The 17,076-nt window shown below is 73.3% G+C and carries 12 protein-coding genes and 1 other RNA gene; 4 read left to right on the top strand and 9 right to left on the bottom strand.

Annotated elements, in window-relative coordinates; all coding sequences use genetic code 11:
- Positions 1 to 70: 70 nt before the first annotated feature.
- Positions 71 to 1,315, top strand: coding sequence for an MFS transporter (locus tag ACZ5FU_RS15025; RefSeq protein ID WP_468643704.1), 1,245 nt, complete (start codon positions 71 to 73; stop codon positions 1,313 to 1,315).
- Between the two features lie 118 nt (positions 1,316 to 1,433).
- Here ACZ5FU_RS15025 and ssrA read toward each other — a convergent pair.
- The 5 genes from ssrA to ftsE form a co-directional block, all read right to left on the bottom strand.
- Positions 1,434 to 1,822, bottom strand: a transfer-messenger RNA (tmRNA) gene (gene ssrA, locus ACZ5FU_RS15020).
- A 165-nt stretch (positions 1,823 to 1,987) separates the two neighbouring features.
- Positions 1,988 to 2,521: an SsrA-binding protein SmpB gene (gene smpB, locus ACZ5FU_RS15015; RefSeq protein ID WP_451529901.1), complete on the bottom strand. Its 534-nt coding sequence runs from the start codon at positions 2,519 to 2,521 to the stop codon at positions 1,988 to 1,990.
- Positions 2,522 to 2,601: 80 nt separating this feature from the next.
- Positions 2,602 to 3,768 (bottom strand): S41 family peptidase, encoded by a 1,167-nt coding sequence (locus ACZ5FU_RS15010; protein ID WP_469045421.1) that lies wholly within the window; start codon positions 3,766 to 3,768, stop codon positions 2,602 to 2,604.
- A 68-nt stretch (positions 3,769 to 3,836) separates the two neighbouring features.
- Complete coding sequence (gene ftsX, locus ACZ5FU_RS15005) at positions 3,837 to 4,754, bottom strand: permease-like cell division protein FtsX (protein ID WP_451529903.1); 918 nt, start codon at positions 4,752 to 4,754, stop codon at positions 3,837 to 3,839.
- 36 nt (positions 4,755 to 4,790) lie between these two features.
- Positions 4,791 to 5,480: a cell division ATP-binding protein FtsE gene (gene ftsE, locus ACZ5FU_RS15000; protein WP_067235911.1), complete on the bottom strand. Its 690-nt coding sequence runs from the start codon at positions 5,478 to 5,480 to the stop codon at positions 4,791 to 4,793.
- 238 nt (positions 5,481 to 5,718) lie between these two features.
- On the opposite strand from ftsE, the gene ACZ5FU_RS14995 reads away from it, so the two are divergent.
- Positions 5,719 to 5,913, top strand: coding sequence for a hypothetical protein (locus ACZ5FU_RS14995; RefSeq protein WP_451529904.1), 195 nt, complete (start codon positions 5,719 to 5,721; stop codon positions 5,911 to 5,913).
- 82 nt (positions 5,914 to 5,995) lie between these two features.
- Here the strand turns inward: ACZ5FU_RS14995 and ACZ5FU_RS14990 are convergent, their stop codons facing one another.
- The 4 genes from ACZ5FU_RS14990 to ACZ5FU_RS14975 all read right to left on the bottom strand — a co-directional run bounded on the left by ACZ5FU_RS14990 (position 5,996) and on the right by ACZ5FU_RS14975 (position 11,774).
- Positions 5,996 to 6,889: a hypothetical protein gene (locus ACZ5FU_RS14990; protein WP_469045508.1), complete on the bottom strand. Its 894-nt coding sequence runs from the start codon at positions 6,887 to 6,889 to the stop codon at positions 5,996 to 5,998.
- 303 nt (positions 6,890 to 7,192) lie between these two features.
- Positions 7,193 to 8,296, bottom strand: coding sequence for a peptide chain release factor 2 (gene prfB / locus ACZ5FU_RS14985; RefSeq protein WP_451529906.1), 1,104 nt, complete (start codon positions 8,294 to 8,296; stop codon positions 7,193 to 7,195).
- A 213-nt stretch (positions 8,297 to 8,509) separates the two neighbouring features.
- Complete coding sequence (locus ACZ5FU_RS14980; RefSeq protein ID WP_451529907.1) at positions 8,510 to 9,772, bottom strand: serine/threonine-protein kinase; 1,263 nt, start codon at positions 9,770 to 9,772, stop codon at positions 8,510 to 8,512.
- Positions 9,773 to 10,088: 316 nt separating this feature from the next.
- A complete protein-coding gene (locus ACZ5FU_RS14975; protein WP_469045420.1) occupies positions 10,089 to 11,774 on the bottom strand; it encodes a serine/threonine-protein kinase in 1,686 nt (561 codons plus the stop codon).
- Positions 11,775 to 12,169: 395 nt separating this feature from the next.
- On the opposite strand from ACZ5FU_RS14975, the gene ACZ5FU_RS14970 reads away from it, so the two are divergent.
- Together ACZ5FU_RS14970 and ACZ5FU_RS14965 are read left to right on the top strand one after the other, a co-directional pair.
- A complete protein-coding gene (locus ACZ5FU_RS14970; RefSeq protein WP_469045419.1) occupies positions 12,170 to 15,502 on the top strand; it encodes an FHA domain-containing protein in 3,333 nt (1,110 codons plus the stop codon).
- A 192-nt stretch (positions 15,503 to 15,694) separates the two neighbouring features.
- Positions 15,695 to 17,074 carry an ABC transporter substrate-binding protein gene (locus ACZ5FU_RS14965; protein WP_451529910.1) on the top strand — a complete coding sequence of 460 codons (1,380 nt, stop codon included), beginning with the start codon at positions 15,695 to 15,697 and terminating at the stop codon, positions 17,072 to 17,074.
- The last annotated feature ends 2 nt before the right edge of the window (positions 17,075 to 17,076 follow it).

Here is a 17,076-nt window from a genome sequence, read left to right as displayed (position 1 = left end):
AACGCGGATGCGTGAATCGGCTCCGAACAGGTGTTGGACCCCGGGACCGGCCGCGGGTGACGGTGGGCGCATGCCGCAGCCCAACCCCTACCGCCGTCTCCTCGCCGTCCCCGGCGCCCGCGCCTTCACCGCCGGGAACCTCATGGCCCGCCTGCCCATGGGCATGTTCAGCGTGAGCGCGGTCGTGATGATCGCCGGCACCCGCGACTCGTACGCCCTCGCCGGTGCCGTCACCGCGACCGGGCTGGCCGCGACCGCGGTGGTCGCGCCCTGGACGGCGCGGCTCGTCGACCGGTACGGGCAGGCCCGGGTCGCCGTGCCGGCCACGTTGTTCGCGGCGCTCGGCGGTCTCGCGCTGGTGCTGTGCGTGCGCGGGGGCGCCCCCGACTGGACGCTGTTCGCCGCGTACGCCGCCACCGCGACCACGCCCAACACCGGCGGCATGTCGCGTGCCCGCTGGAACCATCTGCTCCGGGGCGACCCGGCCGGCCTGCACACGGCGAACTCCTTCGAGCAGGCCGTCGACGAGCTGTGCTTCATGCTGGGACCGGTGCTGGCGGCCTTCCTGTGCGGCACCTTCTTCCCGGAGGCGGGCACGCTGGCGGGTGTGGCGCTGCTGGTGACCGGGGTGCTGGTGTTCGCCGCCCAGCGCGCGACCGAGCCGCCGCCCCGTCCCCGTACGGAGGCCGGGTCGTCGCCGCTGCGCGCCCCCGGTGTCGTACCGCTGCTGGCCTGCTGCACGGCGCTGGGGGCGGTGTTCGGGGCGACGGAGGTCGTGACGATCGCGTTCGCGGACGCGCGGGGGCACGCCGCGGCGGCCGGTGCGGTGCTCGCGCTCCAGGCCGCCGGTTCGTGCGCGGCGGGACTGGCCTTCGGGGCGCTGCGGCTGTCGGGGCCGGCCGCGCGCCGGCATCCGTGGAGCGTGGCCGCGATGACCGTCCTGCTGACGCTGCCGCCGCTCGCGGCGGCCGTCGCCGGTTCCCTGCCGCTGCTGGCCGGCGCGCTGCTGGTGGCCGGGATGGCGACCGCGCCGACGATGGTCACCACGATGACGCTGGTCCAGGAACGCACCCCCGAGGGCCGCCTCAACGAGGGCATGACCCTGGCCGTGACGGGCCTGCTCGGCGGCATCGCCTGCGGCAGCGCCGCCGGGGGCTGGGCGGCCGACCACGTCTCCCCGGCGGCCGGTTACGGCCTGCCCGTGCTGGCGGCGGCGACGGCCCTGCTGATCTCCGTGGGGACGGTGCGGCAGGCCGCGCCGCGGACGCGCGGGCGGGAACAGCCGGCCCCGGCCGGGTCCGCCGCTTCCGGTTGACGTGACCGCCCGACGCGACCGCGGCTCGTCCGACGGACAGCGCGGACAGCGCGGACAGAGCACGAACAGCAGAGAACCCCGCCTCCCTGAGGAGGCGGGGTTCTCTGTTCACATGGGGTGGTGGAGATGGCGGGAATCGAACCCGCGTCCAACGGTGCTAAATCAGGGCTTCTCCGTGTGCAGTTCGCTGCGATTTTCTCGGCCCCGGCGATCACGCGAACAAGTCGCCGACGGGCCCAGCCACTGTTTGATTTCCCATCGAACCCCGTGACCGGGCTCGATGGTTTAGTCCCCTAGATTATGCCAGGATCCGGGTCGGGAACACTCCCGGGCTGACACCCATTAAGGGTCCTTCACTCACTGCTTATCAGGCAGCGAGGGCGAAGGACTGGGAATCGCTCTTGGAATTGGCGATTATTTTTTGCGACATATGGTTAACGAGATCATTGCCGCTTCCTCGACACGCTTCCCCTGCTTCAACAGCCGCTGTCGAAACCGATCATCCCCATGTTGATTTTTCAATGCCCCCGAGGGGGCGGCTCGTCCCTGCTGCGAGGGACTGTCGCCATCGTACGTGACCAACGCACCGTGATGCCAGCCTGTTCCCGCCGGTCGGCCGGTCGGCCGTTCACCGGGTCCCGCACCGGTCCGCCGCGGACGGCCGGCGGACCGCTAGTGGGCCGCCCGCTGCTTGCGCTTGGCCGCCGCGATCGCGCGGTCCGACTCCCGGCGGTCCTGCTTCTCCCGCAGGGTCTGCCGTTTGTCGTACTCCTTCTTGCCCCGCGCCAGCGCGATCTCGGCCTTGGCGCGGCCGTCCTTGAAGTACAGGACGAGCGGCACGATCGTGTGCCCCGTCTCCTCCGACTTCGACGCCAGCTTGTCGATCTCCTCGCGGTGCAGCAGCAGCTTGCGCTTGCGGCGCGCGGAGTGGTTGGTCCAGCTGCCCTGGCTGTACTCCGGGATGTGCGCGTTGTGCAGCCACGCCTCGTTCCCGTCGATCTGCACGAAGCCGTCGGTCAGCGAGGCGCGGCCCTGGCGCAGCGACTTCACCTCGGTGCCGGTGAGCACCAGGCCGGCCTCGTAGACGTCGATGATCGCGTAGTCGTGCCGGGCCTTCTTGTTCTGCGCGACGATCTTGCGCTGGCCCTTGGTCTTGTCCGCGGCCGGTTTGCCCTGCTTCGGCTGGGACTCCTTGGGTACGTACATTGCCTTGTTCATAGTGCGGCCATTTTCGCACCTGAGGGGGGTGTGGGGGAAAGCCGATTACCGGGAGCGGGTGCGGACGCTCACGAAGCGTCCCCGAGCCCGCTCAGGACGGTCTCCGCCCGCTCCAGCGCCCCGTCGTCCGCTTCCAGGTCCGGGGTGACGCCGGTGCCGTCGATGGTCCGGCCGGACGGGGTGCGGTAGTGGCCGACGGTCAGCTCGGCGACCGAGCCGTCGGGCAGCCGGCTCGGCATCTGGACCGAGCCCTTGCCGAAGGTGCGCGAGCCGACGACGACCGCCCGGCCGCGGTCCCGCAGGGCGCCGGTGAGGAGCTCGGCCGCGCTCATGGTGCCGCCGTCGACGAGCGCCACCAGGGGGCGCGTGGTGTCGCCCCCGGAGTCGGCGTGCAGGGCGCGCTGCTCACCCTCGACGTCGTAGGTGGCGACGAGGCCGCCGTCGAGGAAGGCCGAGGCGGTGGAGACGGCCTCGGTGACCAGGCCGCCGGAGTTGCCGCGCAGGTCCAGGACGATCCCGGCGCCGGCCGGGGCCGCGTCGACGGCGGTGCGGACGGCGGTGCCGGCCCCCTTGGTGAAGGCGGTGATCCTGATGACGGTGACGCCGTCGGCGAGGGTGCGCACGGTGACCGAGTCGGTGGACAGGCGGGCCCGGCGCAGCGTCTGGGTCCACACGCGCGTGCCGCGCTCCAGGCCGAGACGGACGGTCGTGCCGGCGGGCGCGTCCGTCGCGTCACCGCGCAGTAAGGAGACGACGTCGGTGACCGGGCGTCCGTCGACGGTCCGGCCGTCGACGGCCCGCAGCCGGTCGCCCGCCCGGATCCCGGCGGCGGCGGCCGGCGACCCGGCCTGCACCTTCGTGACCTCGATCCGGCCGTCCCGCTCGCGCCGCGCCTCCAGGCCGACCCCGGTGTACTGGCCGTCGAGGGACTCCGCGAACTCCTCGTACTCGCTCTCGGAGTACACCGCCGCCCAGCGGTCCCCGCTGCGGCTGACGGCGCGCTCGGCGGCCTCCAGGGGCGATTTCCCGTCGGCCATCGCCTCCTCGGCGGCCCTGGTCACGGCCTCGGGGGGAGTCACGGGAGCGGTGGCGCGGGCCGCCTCGGCGGCCCGGACCTCGTCCCCCGGCAGCGAGCCGGTCGCCGCGCCCGCCACGAGCACGCCGGCGAAGACCAAGGTCAGGGCGGCCCCGTGGCCGAAGCGGCGGGGCGAACAGAGCGGGTCGCGGCCTGACATGGCGGTGAGTCTAGGCGAACGCGAAGGGGGCGTACGGTGTCTTGGCCGTACGCCCCCCTTGGCATGCGTCACACCTTCAGGTACTTGCGCAACGCGAAGAACGCCGCCAGAGCGGGCATCAGCAGGCTGGTGGCGAGGATCAGCGGGAGCTTCGTCAGCACGGCGTCCCAGCCGATGAAGTTGATCAGGTTCAGCTTCTCGGACAGGGCCAGGCCGTTGTCGATGATGAAGTACCGGGCGAGCACCAGGAATCCGCACGCGACACCGCCGCCGATGAGTCCGGCGACCGCGGCCTCCGCGATGAACGGCGCCTGGATGTAGAAGCCCGAGGCGCCGACCAGGCGCATGATCCCGGTTTCCCGCCGTCGGCTGAACGCCGAGACGCGCACGGTGTTGACGATCAGCATCAGCGCCACGACGAGCATCAGCGCCATCACCGCCCGCGCCGCCCAGTTCATGCCGTTGAGCAGTCCGAAGAGGTTGTCGAGGATGCCCTTCTGGTCCTGCACCGACTGCACGCCGTCCCGCCCGTCGAAGGCGGTCGCGATGACCGCGTACTTCTGCGGGTCCTTCAGCTTGATCCGGTACGACTCCTGCATCTGGTCCGGCGTGAGCGAACTGGCCAGCGGGGAGTCGCCGAACTGCTCCTTGTAGTGCTTGTAGGCGTCGTCCTGCGACTCGTAGGTCACCGAGTCGACGACCGCCATCTTGCCGAGGTCGGACTTGATCTGCTTCTTCTGGTCCTCGGTCACCGCGCCCTTGGCGCAGTTGGGGTCCGACTCGGCGTCGCTCTTGTTGCAGAGGAAGATCGAGACGTTGACCTTGTCGTACCAGTAGCCCTTCATCGTGTTGACCTGGTCGCTCATCAGGAGCGACCCGCCGAACAGGGCGAGCGAAAGGGCGACGGAGACGACGACGGCGAAGGTCATCGTCAGATTGCGGCGGAGACCGACACCGATCTCGGACAGTACGAACTGGGCGCGCATGGCGGGTTGTTCAAGCCTTTCCGTGGACGGTCGCGGTCAGTGCTGGTAGCCGTAGACGCCGCGGGCCTGGTCGCGGACGAGGCGGCCCTTCTCCAGCTCGATGACGCGCTTGCGCATCTGGTCCACGATGTTCTGGTCGTGCGTCGCCATCACCACGGTCGTGCCCGTCCGGTTGATCCGGTCGAGCAGCTTCATGATGCCGACGGAGGTCTGCGGGTCGAGGTTGCCGGTGGGCTCGTCGGCGATCAGCAGTTTGGGGCGGTTGACGAAGGCCCGGGCGATGGCCACGCGCTGCTGCTCACCGCCGGACAGTTCACCGGGCATCCGGTCCTCCTTGCCGCCGAGCCCGACGAGGTCGAGCACCTGCGGCACGGACTTGCGGATCTCGCCGCGGGACTTGCCGATCACCTCCTGCGCGAAGGCGACGTTCTCGGCGACCGTCTTGTTGGGGAGCAGCCGGAAGTCCTGGAAGACCGTGCCCAGCTGGCGGCGCATCTGCGGCACCTTCCAGTTGGAAAGGCGCGCGAGGTCCTTGCCCAGGACGTGCACCTGACCGTGGCTGCACCGCTCCTCGCGGAGGACCAGCCTCAGGAAGGTGGACTTTCCGGAGCCGGAGGATCCCACGAGGAACACGAACTCGCCCTTCTCCACTTCCAGGGAGACGTCCCTGAGTGCGGGGCGGGTCTGCTTGGGGTAGACCTTGGAGACATTGTCGAATCGGATCACGGATGCACCACGGGTCGCCGGGGGTAGATGAGCGTGACCATACGCGAACCGGGGAGGCGTGCGCAGGCGGCGGTCACGGTTGCGTGCGGCTTGTGCGTTTTTGTACGTCCACCGTGGTGTGAGGCAGCTCCTGCCGGGACCCCGCGCTGAATCCCGCGGAACCTGGCAGAGTGGAGGGGAACGTTCGCGGCACGGCGGGCGTTGTCCACGTGGAAACCGGTGCAAGGAGGGCGAGCGCATGACGTACGACCGGCTGGTGTGCGCCAACTGCGCCGCGCCCGTGAGCGAGGGCCGGTGCTCGGTGTGCCGCGCGAACCGCGAGCGGCTGCAGCAGCAGGAGAACTTCTTCGCGGGACTGAACCCGATGGCGTTGATCGCGCTGCTGGCCGTGCTGGTGGCCGCGTTCGCGCTGCTCGCCCACCAGACCGCGTAGCCCGTACGACGCCGAAGGGCCCGGAGCCGGCAGGCTCCGGGCCCTTCACGCGTACGTCATGTGCCCGTGCGGCTACCTGGCGTCAGGCAGCGGCCGCGCCGCGGCCCTCCACGAGGCGCGGGAGCACGCGGAAGCCGACACCGCCGACGATCATCGTGGCGGCACCGATGATCAGGAAGGTGGTCTGCCCGGCACCGGTCTCGGCCAGCTCCTTGCCGCCGCCCTGGGCGGTGGCGTCGGAGGCGGTGTCCGAGGTGTCGGTCAGCGCGGAGCTGCCGACCTCCTGGGCGGCGGTGCCGTCCGGAGTGGTGCCGGTGCCACCGGAAGTGGAGCCGCCACCGGTGGTCGAGCCGCCGGAGGTCGAGCCGCCGGTGGTCGAGCCGCCGCCGGAGGTGGAACCACCGTCGGACGAACCGCCGCCGGTGGAGCCGCCATTGCCGCCGGAGTTGCCGTTGCCGCCGGAGTTGCCGTTCGAACCGCCGTTGCCGGAAGTCCCGTTGCTGGAGTTGCCGTTCGAACCGCCGTCGGTCGAACCACCGTCGGACGAGCCACCGTCGGTCGAACCACCGTCGGTCGAACCGCCGTCGGTCGAACCGCCATCGGTCGAACCACCGTCGGTCGAACCGCCATCGGTCGAACCACCGTCGGTCGAACCGCCATCGGTCGAACCACCGTCGGTCGAACCACCGTCGGTCGAACCACCGTCGGTCGAACCGCCATCGGTCGAACCGCCATCGGTCGAACCACCGTCGGACGAACCGCCGCTCGACTCCTCACAGTCGGGGTTGGCGACGATGTCACAGATCGGGTCGTCGCCCGTCTGCACGGTGACGTCGCCGGACGTCTCCACCAGGCCGCTGAGGCCGTCCTGGTCGCCGGCGGCCGAAGCCACGCCCGCCACCGTCAGCGAGGCACCCGCGGCGATCACTGCGCCCGCGGCTATGCGCGCGATGCGGACGCGCGTCTTCTTGGTCATAAGGTCGCTACCCCCAGTAGCCGAAATCGTCGATGAGGCCGCGTCGGGGCGGTGATCGACGGGGGGAGCCGGAACTGGCGAGGCCCCCCGGTTCACATGCGCCCCAGAGATACGCATGCCACCGTTCACCCTTACGATTTTCCACAGCATCGTCAAGGCCGTTGCGCACGCAATGTCCCACTCAGGGCACTTTGCCGGACACCGAAGATGTGAGTGTGACGTAAAACCCAGGCATGCCGGGAAACGCGGGCAAACGAAAAGGCAACCACCCCCGGGACGGGGGCAGTTGCCTTGTCGACAAAGTTACTTCTCCTGCTGCTTGCGCCAGCGAATGCCGGCCTCCAGGAACCCGTCGATCTCACCGTTGAAGACGGCCTCGGGGTTGCCGACCTCGAACTCGGTGCGCAGGTCCTTGACCATCTGGTACGGGTGCAGGACGTACGAACGCATCTGGTTGCCCCAGGAACTGCCGCCGTCCTTGAGGGCGTCCATCCGGGCCCGCTCCTCCTGGCGCTGACGCTCCAACAGCTTCGCCTGGAGGACGTTCATCGCGGTCGCCTTGTTCTGGATCTGCGACCGCTCGTTCTGGCAGGAGACGACGATGCCGGTGGGCAGGTGGGTGAGGCGCACCGCGGAGTCGGTGGTGTTCACGCCCTGGCCGCCGGGGCCGGAGGAGCGGTAGACGTCCACGCGCAGCTCGGACTCGTCGATCTCGATGTGGTCGGTCTGCTCGACCACCGGGAGGATCTCGACGCCCGCGAAGGACGTCTGGCGGCGCCCCTGGTTGTCGAAGGGCGAGATGCGCACCAGCCGGTGCGTGCCCTGCTCGACGGAGAGGGTGCCGTAGGCGTACGGGACCTGCACGGCGAAGGTGGTCGACTTGATGCCGGCCTCCTCCGCGTACGACGTCTCGTAGACCTCGGTCTTGTAGCCCTTCTGCTCCGCCCACCGCAGGTACATCCGCTGGAGCTTCTCGGCGAAGTCGGCGGCGTCGACGCCACCGGCCTCGGCGCGGATGTTGACCAGCGCCTCACGGGAGTCGTACTCCCCGCTGAGCAGCGTCCGGACCTCCATCTCGTCCAGCGCCTTCTTGACGGCGACCAGCTCGGACTCGGCCTCGGCACGGGTGTCCGGGTCGTCCTCCTCCTCGGCCATCTCGAACAGCACGGAGAGGTCGTCGATCCGGCCGCGCAGGGTGTCGGCCTTCCTGACCTCGGCCTGGAGGTGGGACAGCTTGCTGGTGATCTTCTGCGCCTCGTCCGGGTTGTCCCACAGGGACGGCGCTGCCGCCTGCTCCTCGAGCACGGCGATGTCTGCCCTCAGCTTGTCGAGGTCCAGAACGGCCTCGATCGACTCCATGGTCGAGGAGAGGGACTTGAGCTCTTCGGATACATCGACGACTGCCACCCCTCCAGCGTAACGGCTCCGCCAAGCGGCGAGCGCCGACGGCCGCGCACTCCCGGTCCGTCCGGCGGCGGGCGGGTCGGTGCCGACCGAGGCGTGTCAGCCCGTCCGGCGGGTGCGGACGGGGCCGTCCGGGCCGACGGCGAAAATCCGGAGGGGGCGGTCCCCGGGGTCGGGAAGGCGGGGAAAGGGGCGGCGGGGGCGGGTCCCCCCCGCTCACGGCGACGCCGGCGCCGAGTTCCCCGGCACCCCGGATCCGGGCCCGCCCTCGTCGTCGTCCCCGGAGGTGACCGCCCACGTCCCCACGCCCGCCGCGGCGACCAGCACCACCGCGGCGGCCCCCACGACGATCCTCCGCCGCCGGGTGGCCGCGCGGTTGCGCGCCGACCCCGGACGCGGCGTCCCCGCCGCGCGGGGGACACGTGCCGTCCCGTACGCGCCGCCCGCCAGCTCGTCCGGTGCCGGCACCCGCATCGAGGTGTGCGTGTCCCGGTTGGAGTCCGGCTCGGCGCCGGGCACCAGGGACACCGACCCCCGCCGGGCCCGCCCGCCGGCGTCGGGGGCGGACGGCGGCTGCGGGGTGTCGGCCCGGCTCGTCCCCGGCTCGTCCTGCGCCGCCTCGGCGTCCGGCTCGTCCACGTCCAGCGGCGGCATCCCCGCCAGCGACGGCAGCTGCTCGCGCAGCCGGGCGGCCAGCTCGGAGGCCCGCAGCCGGGAGGCCGGCGCCTTGGCCAGGCACTGCACGATCAGCTGCCACAGCTCGTCGGGGATGCCCGGCAGCGGGGCGACGGACTCGGTGACGTGCCGGCGCAGCACCGCGCCCGGGTGGCCGCCGCCGAACGGCGTGAAGCCCGCGAGCAGCTCGTACAGCACGGTGGCCAGCGCGTAGATGTCGACCGAGGCCCGCGGCGGGAGACCCTCGACGATCTCGGGGGCGAGGTAGTCCGGCGTGCCGATGATCTTCGTGGCGCGGGTCCGCCTGGGGGTGTCGATCAGTTTCGCGACGCCGAAGTCGGTGAGCAGGGCCCGGTGCGAGCCGCCGGGACCGAGCGGGCCCTGCATGTCGAGGAGGATGTTCTCCGGTTTGACGTCCCGGTGGACGATCCCGGCCGCGTGCGCGGCGGCGAGCCCCTCGGCGACGTCCGCGACGATCGCCACCGCGGCCTCGGGCGCGAGCCGGCGGTCCCGGTCGAGACGGGTCCGCAGATCCGTGCCGCGCACCAGGTCCATGACGAGCGCCAGGTCGCTGCCGTCGACCACCAGGTCCCGTACGGAGACCACGTGCGGGTGTTCCAGACCGAGCAGGGCGGTGCGCTCCTGCACGAAGCGGCCCACCAGTTCCTCGTCGGAGGCGAGGTCCTCGCGCAGCAGCTTGACTGCGACGGGACCGTCCGGTCCCTCGCCCAGCCACACCGTGCCGGCACTGCCCCGCCCCAGGATCTGGTGGGCGGTGTACCGGCTGCCGATCTTCCGTGCCAAGGCTGCTCCTACAGACGCGTGGTGCCGACGCTGCGCCGTCCGGGAGCACTGACGTCGGCGGCCGGGCCGCGGGCCCCCGGCCCTCCGGCCGCCCAACCTACGCGCCCCGCGGGGCGATCCTCACCTCGGGGACGGAAATCACCCTCCAGGAGTCGACAAATCGCCGGACCCGTCGTCGACTCCCCCTGGCCCCCGCGGATCGCCCGGGTCTCCTCGGGTTCCCCGCGGGTTCCCTCGGGCAGGTCCGTCCGCCGGACCCCGTCGTCGGGCCCCGTCGTCGGACCTCACCGACAGACCCCGCGGTCAGACCCCGCGGTCAGACCCCGCCTTCGGAGTTCGCGCCGAGGTCGCCGACCCAGGTGCTCACGCTGTCGAACCAGTCGCCGAGCTGCTGCCAGTAGCCCTTGCCGGTGCCGATCCAGTCCTGGAGCGGGGTCAGTTCCCAGATCAGCCAGCTGGCCACGACGAGGATGACGATCGTGAACAGGCAGCCCTTGAGGCAGCCGAGCCCGGGGATCTTCATCGGGTTGGCGCTTCGCTGCCTCGGCTCGCGCGGCTCACGCGGCTGCCGGGGCTCCGGCGCGGGCCGCTGGGGCTGGGGCTGCTGCTGAGGCTGCGGGGTGTACCGCCGCGGCTGGGGCTGCTGCTGCGGGGCGTACTGCTGCGGCTGCTGCTGCCGGGGCCGGCCGTAGCCCTGCTGGGGCTGCTGGGGCGGCTGTTGCGGGCGGGGCTGCTGCTGCGGGCGGGCGACCTGCCGCTGGGGGCGGCGGCGCAGCGGGTCCTCGTTCGGGTCGAGGTACTGGACCTGGGTCTGTTCGTTGCGGTCGCGGGCGGCGCGCAGCTGGTTCTGCCAGGGGTGCGGCTCCTCCGGCCGCTGTCCCTGCGGACCCTGTCCGCCGCTCTGGTGCGGCGGCACCGGCGGCAGGACGGCCGTCGGGTCGGCGGCACCCGCCGGACCGCCGGTGTGCGGCAGGACGGCGGTCGGGTCGGCGGCGCCCGCCGGACCACCGGGTCCGGTGGTGTGCGGCAGCACGCTGGTCGCGGCGTTCGGGTCGTACCCGCCGGCGGGCGCGCCGGGCACGGGCGCGGGCGCCGGGTCGGGCGCGAGGAGGTGGCCCACGCCCTCGGCGGCGGCGATCTGCATCGAGTCGGCGTGCACGCCGACGCCCTCGGCGACGACGCGCAGTGCGCGCGCGAGGTTCTCGGCGCCGGGACGTTCGTCGGGGTTCTTGCGCAGGCAGCGCTCTATCACCGTCCACAGCGGTTCGGGCACCGTGGAGGGGCGGCGCGGTTCGGCGCTCAGATGCTGGTGGAGGACCTCCAGGGCCGAACTGCCGGAGAACGGCGGGCGGCCGGTGACCAGTTCGTACAGCAGGATGCCGGCGCCGTAGATGTCGACGGCGGAGGTCTGCGGACGGCCCTCGGCGGACTCCGGCGCGACGTACGCGGGCGTGCCGACGAACTCGCTGGTGCGGGTGAGCCCCGGGGAGTCGGCGAGGCGCGCGATGCCGAAGTCGGTGAGCAGCGGGTGCATCTGCCCGCCGTTCTGCAGGAGCAGGACGTTGGCCGGCTTCAGGTCGCGGTGGACCACGCCGTCGGCGTGGCTCGCGGCGAGGGCGTCGGCGATCTGCGCCGTGAGCAGGGCGGCGGCGACGGGCGTGAAGGGGCCGTTCTCGCGCAGGTAGCGGTGCAGGTCGGGGCCTTCGACGAGGTCCATGACCAGGGCCAGCAGATCGCCCTCGACGACCAGGTCGCGGACCCGGACGATGTTGGGGTGGGTCAGCCGGAGCAGCACGGAGCGCTCCCGCAGGAAACGCATCACGATGTCGGGGTCGCTCGCGAGCTCTTCCTTGAGGACCTTGATGGCCACGGTCTCGCCGGGCTGGCCGGCCACGGCCGCCTCGGCGCCCGCGGTCTCGCGCTGGCGGGCTCGCCAGACGGTGCCCGTGGCGCCGCGTCCGAGCGGCTCCTCGAGCAGGTACTTGCTGCCGACTGGCCGCACGTCACGCGCTCCCTGCTGCTTGTTTTCCTCTGTTCCGACTGTTCCGACCCACTGTAGTGCCGCACTCCCGGCGAAGGACCGTCGTCCTCCCACCGTCCCGCGGTCCTTCCGTACGCCCTCGCGTACGGTCGCGCGCCCCTCTCCGCACATGTTCGAAGGAAAGACGCTCACCCCGGTCCGTCGGTTGCCGGAGGCGGACGTGACCGATCTCAAGCGGTCATCCGCGAGTCATCGGCCAGGCATTTTTGCGGGCAGAGCCGACCAATCAAGATCACTTGTCCCTCGATGGCGGGCACATTGTCGGTGACAGGTGCGAGGATGCCTGGAGTACTGGCCGACGCGCTCGTGCGGGGTGGGGGAAGTCCGCGCCCGGGCAGAAGGGATCGCTGACGGCGATGCAGATCCGGCTGACCGTCGTAGACCCGCAGGGCCCGTCCGGGGAGACACGGGGCCGCGCCGCGCGCTGCGACGTGCTGGTCACGGCACCCGGCGGCACGGCTCTGGCCGCGGTGGCGTCCGCCCTGGCCGCAGCGGTCTCCGGGGAGGGGGGCACTGCTCCTTCCGGGGGAGCGCAGCCCGTGCTCTACGCGGGCGCGCAGCGGCTCGACGCCCAGCGCTGCACCCTCGGCGAGCCGCCCCTGATCGACGGCGCCGTGCTCTGCCTCGGCGTCCCGGCCGACCCCGAGCCGCATCCGGAGGTCGACGACGCCCCGGCCCGGCTGCACGTGGTGGCGGGCCCGGACGCGGGCGGGGTCCACCTGCTGCACGGCGGCCGGGTCCGCGTCGGCCGCTCCTCCGAGGCCGACGTCCCGCTCGACGACCCCGACGTCTCCCGCCTGCACTGCGCGGTGACGCTCTCCGCCGACGGCCGGGTCACCGTCGCCGACCTCGGCTCCACCAACGGCACCACCCTGGACGGCACGCGCGTGCAGAGCCGTCCGCTCCGGTTCGCGCCGGGCGCCCTGCTGCGCGTCGGCGAGTCGGCCCTGCGGCTGGCGCCGCCCGGCGGTCCGGGCGCCCGGGTGGCCACCACCCCCGACGGGGAGGGCCACGTCCGGGTGCCGTGCGCCGGCCCGCGGCCCGAGGCCGGCCCCACGCGCGGGCTCCCCGGCCCCACCGGCGGGGCCGGCACCCCCACCGGTCCCACCGGCCACGCGCACGGCACGGTCGCCCGGCACGGCTCCGCGCCCGCCCGCGGCGGGCAGGCGCCGATCTCCCTGGTGCCGGGCCAGGGCGGCGCACCGACCGTCGAAAGCCACGACGCCACCCACGGCGGCCGCTCGGGCCTCGGCGCCTTCGTCGGCCCCTCGGGCACCGACCCCGCGGGAGCAGGTCTCCCGGGGCCGGACGGCCCCCACCGGCCCTTCCCGCACGAGGAGGGCGCGGGCAGCTCCCGCAAGGGCACTCCCCTGCGCGGCACCGAGGTGCCGCAGGGGCTGCGCAGGCGCGGCGGCCTGTCCGCCTGGGCCCGCCGGCTGGGCGGCGGCCGGGGCGGCCCGCAGCAGCCGGACGACCCGACGGCGTACGACGACCGGCCGGCCGTGACGGAGCCGCGGCCGGCCGCCGGGCCGCCGTCCGCCCCGGACACCTGGCCGGACCCGGCCGCCCTGCTGCTGACCGCGCTGGGCCCCGGCCCGCGCCTGTGGGAGCGCGGACCGGGGCACTCCGAGACGCTCGCCGTCCGGCTGGGCACGGCCGACCGGGTGGCGCCCGACGGGTCGCTGCTGCCGGCCGTACCGGTGACGGCGGGTCTGCGCGAGGTCGGCGCCCTGGGCCTGGCCGGACCGCGCCCGAGGCTGGCCGGGCTGGCCCGCGCGGTGCTGGCGCAGCTCGCCGCGCTGCACTCCCCGGACCTGCTGGAGATCGTGCTGATCAGCACGGACCGCGCGCGTCCCGAGCGGGAGCGGGTCGCCGAGTGGTCCTGGCTCGGCTGGCTGCCGCACCTGCGCCCCGGACACGGCCAGGACTGCCGTCTCCTCCTCGCCCACGACCCCGACCAGGCCACCGCCCGCGTCGACGAACTGCTGCGCCGCCTGGACGACCGCCCGGGGGACCGTCCGACGGACGGCGTCGCGGCGCCCGTGCCCGCCCCGGGCGGTACGCCACGGCGCCCCTCGTGGGCGGTGACGGACGGCGCCGGGGACGGCTTCCCGGGCCCGTACACGGTCCTCGTCGTGGACGGCGACCCCGGCGGTGCCGCGCTGCGCGAGGCGACGGCCCGGCTGGCGACGGCCGGCCCACGGGCCGGCATCCACGTCCTCTGCCTGGCCGAGACGGCCGCCGCCTCCCCCGCCGCGCCGGTCACCGACGTGTACGAGGCGGCCTGCGCGGCGGCGCCCGCCTTCCGCGCGTGCGGGGCGGTGGCGCTGCTCAGCGGCGACGTGGCGACCGCGCTGCGGCTGCTGCGGGTCGCCCCCGCCGGGTCGCGGTCCGAGCGGCCGGGCCCGGTCGGCCACGGCACGGTCGGCGCCGTCGACGCGGTCTCCGCCGCCTGGGCGGAGCGGTTCGCGCGGGCCCTCGCGCCCCTGCGCCCGGAGACCGCCGCCGACGGCGATGACCGCCCCGCGCGCGTGTCCGCCCCGCTGCCTCCGTCGGCCCGCCTCCTCGACGAGCTGGGGCTGGCCCGCGCCACCCCGGCCTCCCTGATGGCCCGCTGGGCCGACGCGGCCGACGACGCCGAGGCGCTCGGCGGCCGGACCTCGGCCGTGCTGGGCGCGGGCCCGCGCGGCCCGGTCCCGGTGGACCTGACCGCCGAGGGCCCGCACCTGCTGATAGAGGGGCCGCCCGGCAGCGGACGTACGGAGCTGCTGCGGGCGGTCGTCGCCTCGCTGGCCGCGGCCGAGCGCCCCGACCGGCTCGGCATCGTCCTGCTGGACGGCCGGGACACCGCCGGCAAGGCGGGCGCAGGCCACGGCGAGGGTCTGCGGGTCTGCACGGACGTACCGCACGTCACCACGCACCTCACCGCCAACGACCCGGTGCGCATGCGGGAGTTCGCGCAGTCGCTGGCCGCCGAGCTGAAGCGGCGCGCGGAGCTGCTCGGGCGGTCCGACTTCGCCGAGTGGCACACGCACCGGGCGGTGGCCGGCCGTATCGTCCCGCAGCGCCGCCCGGCCGGCGGCGCGACCGGCGCCGCGGACCTCGACTCCCCGCCCAGCTCGACCCTGCGGCTGCGCCCCGGCGCGGCGGCCCGCCGCCGGGCGGAGGCGGCCCCGCCGCTGCCCCGCCTGGTCGTCGTGGTGGACGACCTGGACGCCCTGGTCTCGCCCGCGCTCGGTTCCCCGGGCCGCCCCGCCGCCGGTTCGGTGATGCGCGCGCTGGAGGCGGTGGCCCGCGAGGGCGAGCGGCTCGGCGTGCACCTGGTGGCCGCCACCGGTCCGGGCGGCCGTACGGCGGAGTCCGAGCCCGCCCGGCGGGCCGGCCTGCGGATCGTCCTCGACGCGCCGGGCTCGGGCCCCGACGAACCGGCCCCCGGCCGCGGCCGGCTCAGGAGCGCGGACGGCCGGCTCACCCCCTTCCAGGGCGGCCGGGTCACCGGCCGCATCCCCCGCACCGCGACCCTGCGCCCCACGGTCGTCCCGCTGGAGTGGCAGCGCATGGGCGACCCGCCGGCCCGCAGACCCGTCCGCGAACTGGGCAACGGCCCCACCGACCTCGCCCTCCTGGCCAGCGCCCTGGAGCGGGCGGCCCGCGAGGTCTCGGCGGCGGAGGTGCCCTCGCTGCTCTGAGCGGTGCTCCCGCCGTTCCCGGGGTGCTCCCGCCCCGATCGGGCCCGTCCGACGTTTGGGAGGGGCGTCACGAGGCGGTCACGATCGTCCGCTTGACACGGCAGGCGTACTTGCCGACCCACGGCGCCCGGCGTAGACCAGTGCAACGGGACAGCGCTCAACGTTCGACGAGGAACGAAGAACGGGGCAGTGATGCGCAGCACGAGCAGCACCATCCGCACACGCAGGACCGTGAAGGCGGCCGCCGGCATCCTCGCGGGAGCACTCGCGCTCTCGCTCACCGCGTGCGGCGGCGACGACGACAAGGGCGACGGTGGCGAGGGCACCGCCACCGGGACGTCCGGCAGCACCCTCACCCTCCCGAAGCTGAACGGCACGACGCTGGAGGTCGCGGCCGTCTGGACGGGCCCGGAGCAGGCCAACTTCAAGAAGGTGCTGGCCGAGTTCGAGAAGCGCACCGGCGCGAAGGTCACCTTCGTGCCGGCGCAGGACCCGATCGTCAACTTCCTCGGGTCGAAGATCGCGGGCGGCCAGCCCCCGGACGTGGCGATGCTGCCGCAGCCGGGCGCCATCAAGCAGGCCGTCGAGAAGAAGTGGGCCAAGCCGCTGGGCGCCGAGGCCCTGAAGGAGCTGAGGAAGAACTACTCGCAGGGCTGGCAGGACATCGGCAAGGTCGGCACGGAGCAGTACGGCGTCTACTACAAGGCCGCCAACAAGTCCCTGGTCTGGTACAACGCCCAGGTCTTCGAGAACGCGGGCGCGAGCGAGCCCAAGACCTGGGACGAGCTGCTGACGACCGCTCAGACCGTCTACGACTCCGGCGTCACCCCGTTCTCGATCCCCGGCGCGGACGGCTGGCCGCTGACCGACTGGTTCGAGAACGTGTACCTCTCCCAGGCGGGCCCGGAGAAGTACGACCAGCTGGCCAAGCACGAGATCAAGTGGACGGACCCTTCCGTGAAGGAGGCGCTGACCACGCTCGCGCAGATCTGGGGCAAGAAGGACTACGTGGCGGGCGGCGCCGACGGCGCCCTCCAGACGCAGTTCCCGAACTCCGTCACCCAGACCTTCACCGGCGGCGACCAGCCCAAGGCCGCGATGGTCTACGAGGGCGACTTCGTGCAGGTCAACATCGCGCAGACGGACGCGAAGATCGGCACGGACGCGAAGGTGTTCCCGTTCCCCAAGGTCGGCGACACCGCCCCGGTGGTCTCCGGCGGCGACGCGGCGGTCGTCCTGAAGGACTCGAAGGGCGCGCAGGCGCTGGCGACCTTCCTGGCCTCGCCGGACGCGGCGGAGATCCAGGCGAAGCTGGGCGGCTACCTCTCGCCGAACAAGAACGTCGACCCGGCGGCGTACCCGAACGACGTGCAGCGCAAGATCGCCGAGGCGCTGGTCGCGGCGGGGGACGACTTCCGGTTCGACATGTCCGACCAGGCCCCGCAGGCGTTCGGCGGCACGCCCGGCAAGGGCGAGTGGAAGGACCTCCAGGACTTCCTGAAGAACCCGACGGACGTGGCCGGCATCCAGGCGAAACTGGAGTCGGACGCGGCGGCGGCGTACGGGAACTGAGC

The organism is Streptomyces sp. NPDC031554 (assembly GCF_055580685.1).
Note: the sequence above shows the minus strand (reverse complement) of the source record. Positions and strands in the feature narration are given on the sequence as shown.

What these genes read in the sequence shown, in the direction of transcription:
- ACZ5FU_RS15010 (WP_469045421.1), bottom strand. Translation starts at nt 3,768, where the DNA reads ATGTCAGGCCGCGACCCGCTCTGTTCGCCCCGCCGCTTCGGCCACGGG.
- smpB (WP_451529901.1), bottom strand. Translation starts at nt 2,521, where the DNA reads ATGTACGTACCCAAGGAGTCCCAGCCGAAGCAGGGCAAACCGGCCGCG.
- ftsX (WP_451529903.1), bottom strand. Translation starts at nt 4,754, where the DNA reads ATGCGCGCCCAGTTCGTACTGTCCGAGATCGGTGTCGGTCTCCGCCGC.
- ACZ5FU_RS14990 (WP_469045508.1), bottom strand. Translation starts at nt 6,889, where the DNA reads ATGACCAAGAAGACGCGCGTCCGCATCGCGCGCATAGCCGCGGGCGCA.
- ACZ5FU_RS14995 (WP_451529904.1), top strand. Translation starts at nt 5,719, where the DNA reads ATGACGTACGACCGGCTGGTGTGCGCCAACTGCGCCGCGCCCGTGAGC.
- ACZ5FU_RS14970 (WP_469045419.1), top strand. Translation starts at nt 12,170, where the DNA reads ATGCAGATCCGGCTGACCGTCGTAGACCCGCAGGGCCCGTCCGGGGAG.
- ACZ5FU_RS15025 (WP_468643704.1), top strand. Translation starts at nt 71, where the DNA reads ATGCCGCAGCCCAACCCCTACCGCCGTCTCCTCGCCGTCCCCGGCGCC.
- ACZ5FU_RS14965 (WP_451529910.1), top strand. Translation starts at nt 15,695, where the DNA reads ATGCGCAGCACGAGCAGCACCATCCGCACACGCAGGACCGTGAAGGCG.